Annotated in this window: 5 protein-coding genes and 3 tRNA genes; 2 read left to right on the forward strand and 6 right to left on the reverse strand. The window is 43.2% G+C overall.

Going from position 1 to position 6,741, the window contains the following annotated elements; translation table 11 throughout:
- Positions 1–60: 60 nt before the first annotated feature.
- The 4 genes from pnp to F752_RS0101130 all read right to left on the reverse strand — a co-directional run bounded on the left by pnp (position 61) and on the right by F752_RS0101130 (position 4,883).
- Positions 61–2,190: a polyribonucleotide nucleotidyltransferase gene (gene pnp, locus F752_RS0101115; RefSeq protein WP_017729878.1), complete on the reverse strand. Its 2,130-nt coding sequence runs from the start codon at positions 2,188–2,190 to the stop codon at positions 61–63.
- A 126-nt stretch (positions 2,191–2,316) separates the two neighbouring features.
- Positions 2,317–2,592: a 30S ribosomal protein S15 gene (gene rpsO, locus F752_RS0101120; protein WP_017729879.1), complete on the reverse strand. Its 276-nt coding sequence runs from the start codon at positions 2,590–2,592 to the stop codon at positions 2,317–2,319.
- Positions 2,593–2,697: 105 nt separating this feature from the next.
- Positions 2,698–4,392, reverse strand: a complete 1,695-nt coding sequence (locus F752_RS0101125; protein ID WP_017729880.1) for an LptF/LptG family permease — start codon at positions 4,390–4,392, stop codon at positions 2,698–2,700.
- A gap of 77 nt (positions 4,393–4,469) precedes the next feature.
- The gene (locus F752_RS0101130; RefSeq protein WP_017729881.1) at positions 4,470–4,883 is read right to left on the reverse strand and encodes an START-like domain-containing protein; all 414 of its coding nucleotides are present in this window, start codon (positions 4,881–4,883) and stop codon (positions 4,470–4,472) included.
- 136 nt (positions 4,884–5,019) lie between these two features.
- Between F752_RS0101130 and F752_RS0101135 the strand changes: the two genes are divergently transcribed.
- Together F752_RS0101135 and F752_RS0101145 are read left to right on the forward strand one after the other, a co-directional pair.
- A tRNA-Met gene (locus F752_RS0101135) sits at positions 5,020–5,093 on the forward strand.
- A gap of 792 nt (positions 5,094–5,885) precedes the next feature.
- Positions 5,886–6,230, forward strand: coding sequence for a hypothetical protein (locus F752_RS0101145; RefSeq protein ID WP_017729883.1), 345 nt, complete (start codon positions 5,886–5,888; stop codon positions 6,228–6,230).
- A gap of 290 nt (positions 6,231–6,520) precedes the next feature.
- On the opposite strand, the gene F752_RS0101150 is transcribed toward F752_RS0101145, so the two are convergent.
- Together F752_RS0101150 and F752_RS0101155 are read right to left on the reverse strand one after the other, a co-directional pair.
- Positions 6,521–6,593: transfer RNA gene (locus tag F752_RS0101150), tRNA-Thr, on the reverse strand.
- 34 nt (positions 6,594–6,627) lie between these two features.
- Positions 6,628–6,700, reverse strand: a tRNA-Thr gene (locus F752_RS0101155).
- Between the last annotated feature and the right edge of the window lie 41 nt (positions 6,701–6,741).

The raw sequence follows: 6,741 nt of genomic DNA on the forward strand, positions 1-6,741 counted from the left end.
ATTAAAGTTCCTTCTGCACTTTAATATTACCCTAACATTGTTCTTAAACAATTGTTGTCATTATTTTTTCTCTGGCTTTGGCAGCAGCACTTTTCTGGATAAACGATATTTACCGGTCTTTTTATCAACATCGATCAGTTTCACAGAAATTTCCTCGCCTTCTTCCAGTATACCTTCCATGTTTTCGATGCGCTCCCATTTAATTTCGGAAATGTGCAGCAAACCATCTTTGCCTGGCATAAACTCTACAAAGGCACCAAACGGCATGATAGACTTAACTTTTCCTTCATATATGGTACCTACTTCAGGAAGAGCCACTATATTTCTGATACGCTGGCTGGCAGCATCCGTTGCTTCCTTAGCAGAGGCAAAGATATTTACCACGCCATAGTTATCTTTTTCTTCGATAACTATGGTAGCACCGGTATCTTTCTGGATTTCCTGCACTACTTTACCACCTGGTCCGATTACGGCACCAATCATATCCTTCGGAATCTGGATATGTACGAAGCGTGGAGCTGTTGGCTTGAACTCCTCGCGCGGAGCAGCAAGTGTCTTCTTCATCTCATTTAGGATGTGCAGCCTGCCTTCATTGGCCTGCATCAGCGCCTCACGCAATACATCGAAAGAAAGTCCATCAATTTTGATGTCCATCTGGCAGGCAGTAATTCCCTTCTCGGTGCCGGTCACTTTAAAGTCCATATCGCCCAGGTGATCTTCATCGCCCAATATATCGGACAAAATAGCGTAACGGCCTGATTCGTTATCAGAAATCATGCCCATGGCAATACCGGAAACCGGTGCGGAAATTTTAATACCTGCATCCATCAGGGCGAGTGTACCTGCACAAACCGTAGCCATGGAAGATGAACCGTTCGATTCCAGAATATCTGATACTACACGAATGGTATAAGGATTCTCCTCCTCGTTAGGCAATACATTTTTTAGCGCGCGAAGAGCTAGATTACCATGCCCTACCTCACGACGACCCGGTCCGCGATTGGGACGTGCTTCGCCAGTAGAGAAAGCAGGGAAGTTATAATGGAGCAGAAACTTGTTGGACCCCACCAGCATGGCAGAATCAATCATCTGCTCATCGAGCTTTGTACCAAGCGTAACAGTAGTTAAAGACTGCGTTTCTCCACGGGTAAATACTGCCGAACCATGGGCGGAAGGCAGATAGTCTACTTCCGACCAGATAGGACGCACCTCGTTATACTTACGGCCATCTACCCTCTTGCCTGCTGAAAGGGTAAATTCGCGGGATGCTTTTTTGTGAATTTCTTTAAAATACTTTTTAACGAGCTCAATGTTTACCTCGGTTTCTTCACCCAGGCTCTCGATGTAAGAATCTCTGATTTCCTTCACTTTCTCGCCCCTAACAGCCTTATTAGGAGAAGCTTCTGCCACGACTGCATAAACCTGATCGTATAATTTATCGAACAACTCCTTACGCAGCTCTTCGTCATTTTCTTCGTGGTTGTAAGTACGCTTTTCAGTTTTACCGGCTGCTTCCATCAACTCTACCTGTACACGGCATTGTTCTTTAATAGCCTTATGAGCAACCTGAATGGCTTCCAGCATTTCCTCCTCAGAGCATTCATGCATCTCTCCTTCCACCATCATGATGTTATCTTCTGTACCAGCAACAATCATTTCCAGGGTTGCCTGGTCTTTCTGATTTTTGGTTGGATTGATCACATATTCTCCTTCTACTTTCGCAACGCGAACTTCGGAGATAGGACCACCAAAAGGGATATCGGAAACCGCTAATGCAGCAGAGGCTGCGAGGGCCGCAAGGGCATCTGGAAGCGCCTCCTGATCGGCCGAAATCAGGGAAATCATTACCTGTGTTTCCGCGTGGTAATCGTCGGGAAATAAAGGGCGGAGGGCGCGGTCTACAAGGCGGCTGATAAGGATCTCATGGTCAGAAAGCCTTCCTTCACGTTTCAGGAAACCGCCGGGGATACGACCTGCCGAAGCAAATTTTTCCTGGTAATCAACAGACATTGGCAGGAAATCAACACCTTCTCTGGCTTCTTTGGTCGATACTACTGTGGCCAGCAGCATAGTATCCCCCATACGCACAACTGCGGCACCGTCGGCCTGTTTGGCAAGCTTACCGGTCTCGATGGTTATTTCACGCCCATCCTCTAAACGAACAGACTTTGTAATTACATTAGGTAGCATATAAAATAAAGCTAATGATTAAGTATAAAAAGCGATAGTTTAAACCTGACTTAAAAATGGTGATGGGTTTAAACAAATAAAAGAGGGAATTTTATGCAAACCCCCTCTTTTGATAGTATGTAAATATTATTTTCTAAGATTCAGCTCGGCAAGAATTGCTCTGTACCTTTCAATATCTCTTTTGTGAAGATAGTCAAGCAGCCTTCTTCTTTTACCAACAAGCTTGAGCAGGCCCAGACGGGTAGAATAGTCTTTTTTGTGCTGCTTAAGGTGGTTGGTAAGATGGTTAATGCGGAAGGTAAAGAGCGAAATTTGGGATTCAGCGGAACCTGTATCCTCCTTTTGCTTCAACCGGCCATGATTTTCAAACAGTTCTGTTTTTTTCTCTTTTGTTAAATACATGCTTAGTCGAAATTATCGATTTAATTAAACTGAATTACAAATTTAGCCTATAACGCCATTATTTACAAACAATTCGCAGTAAATATAAGGCAGGATAAAAAGGCATTAGCTGGAAGATCTTCTTACAACCTGGGGTTTTCTGATTCTTTCCCCCAGCCTGCTCCTGATTTTTGAAATTAGTACAAGATAGAAGTCAGATTCGAAGAGGCGTGCATCGTTACGGGCCTGCCATAAGAATAAAAAGCCGAAGGGAAAAAGGACGATATTGGCCGCCCACATCCCCAGTGCCGGACTCACAATTCCCTCGCGTGCCCACTTTTCCCCAAAACTGGTAAAAACATAATAAATTACGAAAAACGCAATGGAGATAATAACGGGTATACCAAGACCACCTCTTTTAATAATTGAACCCAAGGGGGCGCCAATCATAAACATAATAAAACAGGCCACGGCATGGGCCCACTTCTTGTGTATTTCAATCTGCCACTTATAAATGCTATCACGCAATTCTTTGGCCCGACTGGCATACACATCGTAATTATTCTTCATATAGCGGGCCTGCCCCAGTGCCGATTTATAAAGCTCCTCCTTTTGGCCGGGACTGCTATACTTCTGCTCTACCTTTGCCAGAAGGGCGGTATCTGCCAGAGAAGGTTCATAAATGGTGCGGTTCTTCGCCTGGTCTCGTACTGCCCGGAGCGACCGCACACCCCCTTCTTCCAGAAGCTTTTGGCGCTGCTCTTCATTGTACAGAGGGCGTTCGCTGAGCCCACCTGAGGAAGGAGCTGGTTGCTTTGAGGTAGTATCGCGAGCTGCCACTGCCGCCGCTTCTGCTTTTGCTAATGAATCCAGCTCGATATATCGCTCTTCAATAACTGCCGGAACCTCTACCTTTGCACGATTCACAAAAGGATTGTAGCTGGCAGCATGCTCAAAAATAGTATACTTTACATCTACTATCTCATTGCGCATAGAATCGATATCGTGCGATAATTCACTGACATTCTTCATTACCCTGTTGCTGGCGAAATATTCCTTCTTTGTCTCTACCATATTAAAGGACTCCAGACTAAAAACCAGCTTCATTCGATCGAACTTATTCCGGATAAAGTTGGCTGGTTCTTTTGTGGCAACAGTTCTTCCCTTCTCATCTTCTGAATAGAGTTGCCCGTTGAACAACTCCATCATCAGGTACTGCTCATTGTTAAACATTTCCATTCGGCCGGAGTCTGCCAGGATAACATCCGTATTGCCCTGACCCTTCCGGTGGTCATAGATAATAAGGCTACCGAGGGAGCCGTCATCATACTTCTCATTGACCTTTATGCTGTAGTTAGGAATGCCGTTATAGAAGGAACCTTCCTGTAGGGAGAGCGAAGGCTTTGTCTGCCGGATATCGTATAAAAGGCTGTAAGCCCGCAAATTGGCTTCAGGTACGATATTGTTATTATTAAAAAAGGCGAAAACAGTAAGAAAGATGGTAAAAACACCAATTGGCACGAGCGTCCTGGTAAGGGAGATGCCAGCGCTTTTTATAGCTGTCAATTCGAAATGCTCTCCCAGGTTTCCATAAGTCATTAGGGAAGAAAGCAGCACGGCCAGCGGCAAAGCAAGGGAAGTAACGTGAATGGCAAAGTAAAAAAGAAGCTCGGCGTAAACATGGGCTTCAAGTCCTTTACCAACAATCTCCTCAAAGTACTTAAGCAGATATTGCATCAGCAATATAAACACTACTACCAGAAACGTGAGAAAAAAGGGCCCCAGAAATGAGCCAATAATAAACTTATCGAGTTTCTTCATACATTAATTACCTACCTCTTCTATTCAGAACCACAAAGTAAGCAAGAAAATTTTAGAGAAGGTAAAAAAAATCCACGCTATCCCCCGACCATTTCCCGCAGATTACTGATCATTCCTTCCCATATATCATGGAGTTCGTCTTCATCATCTATGTCTGAATAATCCACCACCCGCAAAAAAACGGACTGCGTTATTTCACTTTTCTCCAGGGTAAACTCAAAATACGACTGATCTGAATCTTCCTCTGCTCCTTCCTGCCCGTTATCCGGCGATGGAAGATACTCGAAACGCACAAACTGCTCACGCCGCTTACTGGCCAGGCGGGCTTTCTGCTCCTCCTCGTCCCAGAAAAAATGAAAGATTTTATCTTCGTCAATTGTTACATCATCTGCAAACCATTGAGCAAGGCCGGATGCTGTATTGAGATAGGGATAAAGAATTTTCTGGGATGCACGCATCTCGTACTCATTCTCGAATTTAATTTTGCTCATACGTGTAGAATACTTTCCGCTGAATATAGGGATAAAAGATATAGAGCGCAACAAATTTTTTTCAGGAACTTTTTTGGTATAATACCAGCAGGGTTGTATGTTTGCAGTCCCAAATGAGGGAATTAATCAAATTGCCGGCGAGGTAGCTCAGTTGGTTAGAGCGCAGGATTCATAACCCTGAGGTCACGGGTTCAACTCCCGTCCTCGCTACAAGTAAAAGCAAGCCTTTGTAATTCAGTGAATTGCAAAGGCTTTTTTTTATTCCAGACAACTCAACCACTAACAAATACAGGCACTGGCTTTCGTAGTTGGTAAAAACCTGCTCACGGTCCTATTATAAGGAGCTATTATCTAAATTTATATTTCCTTACAATTACAATCATAAAGAAGAGGCTCCGGGACAACAAATTCGCATTAAGTCAACGGAAGCAGTAACCCTACATAAAGGGAGCCTGCTTCCGGTACTAAGGGATATTTCTGAATTTACCCCCGTACTTATTAAGGGATCCCGCTAAACAAACATCGATTATCACGTACAGGAAATTATCAATAACTTTAAGGAAACGGCCAAAGCAAAAAACATTCGGCTGGATTAAAAGGATATACCAGAAACAACAGAAAGGCAAGAATTAGAAAATAGTATCTTTATAACCTTTACTGCGCAATGAACTCATCTTATCAAAGACTTTTATAGTCAATACATTACATGTTGCAGAAAGAGAATGTACAGTTTTGCGGAAGAGCAGGCATAATGATTTATGGAATCCCGCTGTATGCCCAATTCATTTTGACTGCTAACTATCCAAAGTTAGAAAAGATAATTTACAGCCCCGAGCATTGTTACGCAGGCCATTCTTTTTTACCTTCCCCATTAGGCCGATAAAAGAAGGTACTCTCATCCTTCTCCTCACTGGCAGCCTCTCAACTTTTTGAGGATTTCAAAACCACAACACTTTATTTTTGCTTTTCTATTAAACTATTCATTTTTCAAATTTCCTCTTTATGAACGATACTCTTCTATTGGTCCTCGCCAGTGTTTTTTTACTTTTTCTCCTCTTTATCCTCCTCTTCATCTTTAAAGGAAGAACGGAAATAAACCTGAAAGGGGAAGATGCTGTTTTAAAATATCCGTTAAGCACCAAAAGGATTAACCTTCCAACCGAACTGGAAAGTTGGAAAGTACAGAGAACTTACTATTTAAGACTTGGGGTATTCTATACCATTATCATGCGGCTCAAAAGAGGAAAGCAGCTAATGGTAAGCTCCCGTTTTAACCAGTCGAATTATAACCAGCTATACAGCCACCTCAACAGCCACTTCAGGGAAAGAAGAACAAAGGATGAATAAAGAATACCGGGGGGCATGTCCCTTTATTTTCCACTAACACTTACCCACTCCTAAAACAGGAAAGCAACCTCCTCAGAGGCTATTCATTTAACACAAGCAGGTGAAGAGATATTACTGACAAACCTACACCAATAATTCCTTCATGTTATTTAATACCCTCCTCAACTATGAATGGAAGGGTTCGATAAAATAGGTTTGGGACGTGAGATATCTATTCCTCCGGCCTATTCCACCTACCATTTAGGTCTGACATAAAAAAAACCTCACCAGATTCTTCTGATGAGGTTATGAGCCCCCTGCCGGGATCGAACCAGCGACCTACTGATTACAAGTCAGTTGCTCTACCAGCTGAGCTAAGGAGGCGAAACTATTAATAATTTTCTTGAAGATTTACGTGAGCCCCCTGCCGGGATCGAACCAGCGACCTACTGATTACAAGTCAGTTGCTCTACCAGCTGAGCTAAGGAGGCGAAATAAAATGAAAATGGGCTAATTTGCTATATGAGGAGGA

This window comes from Nafulsella turpanensis ZLM-10, from assembly GCF_000346615.1.
Classification (GTDB): domain Bacteria; phylum Bacteroidota; class Bacteroidia; order Cytophagales; family Cyclobacteriaceae; genus Nafulsella; species Nafulsella turpanensis.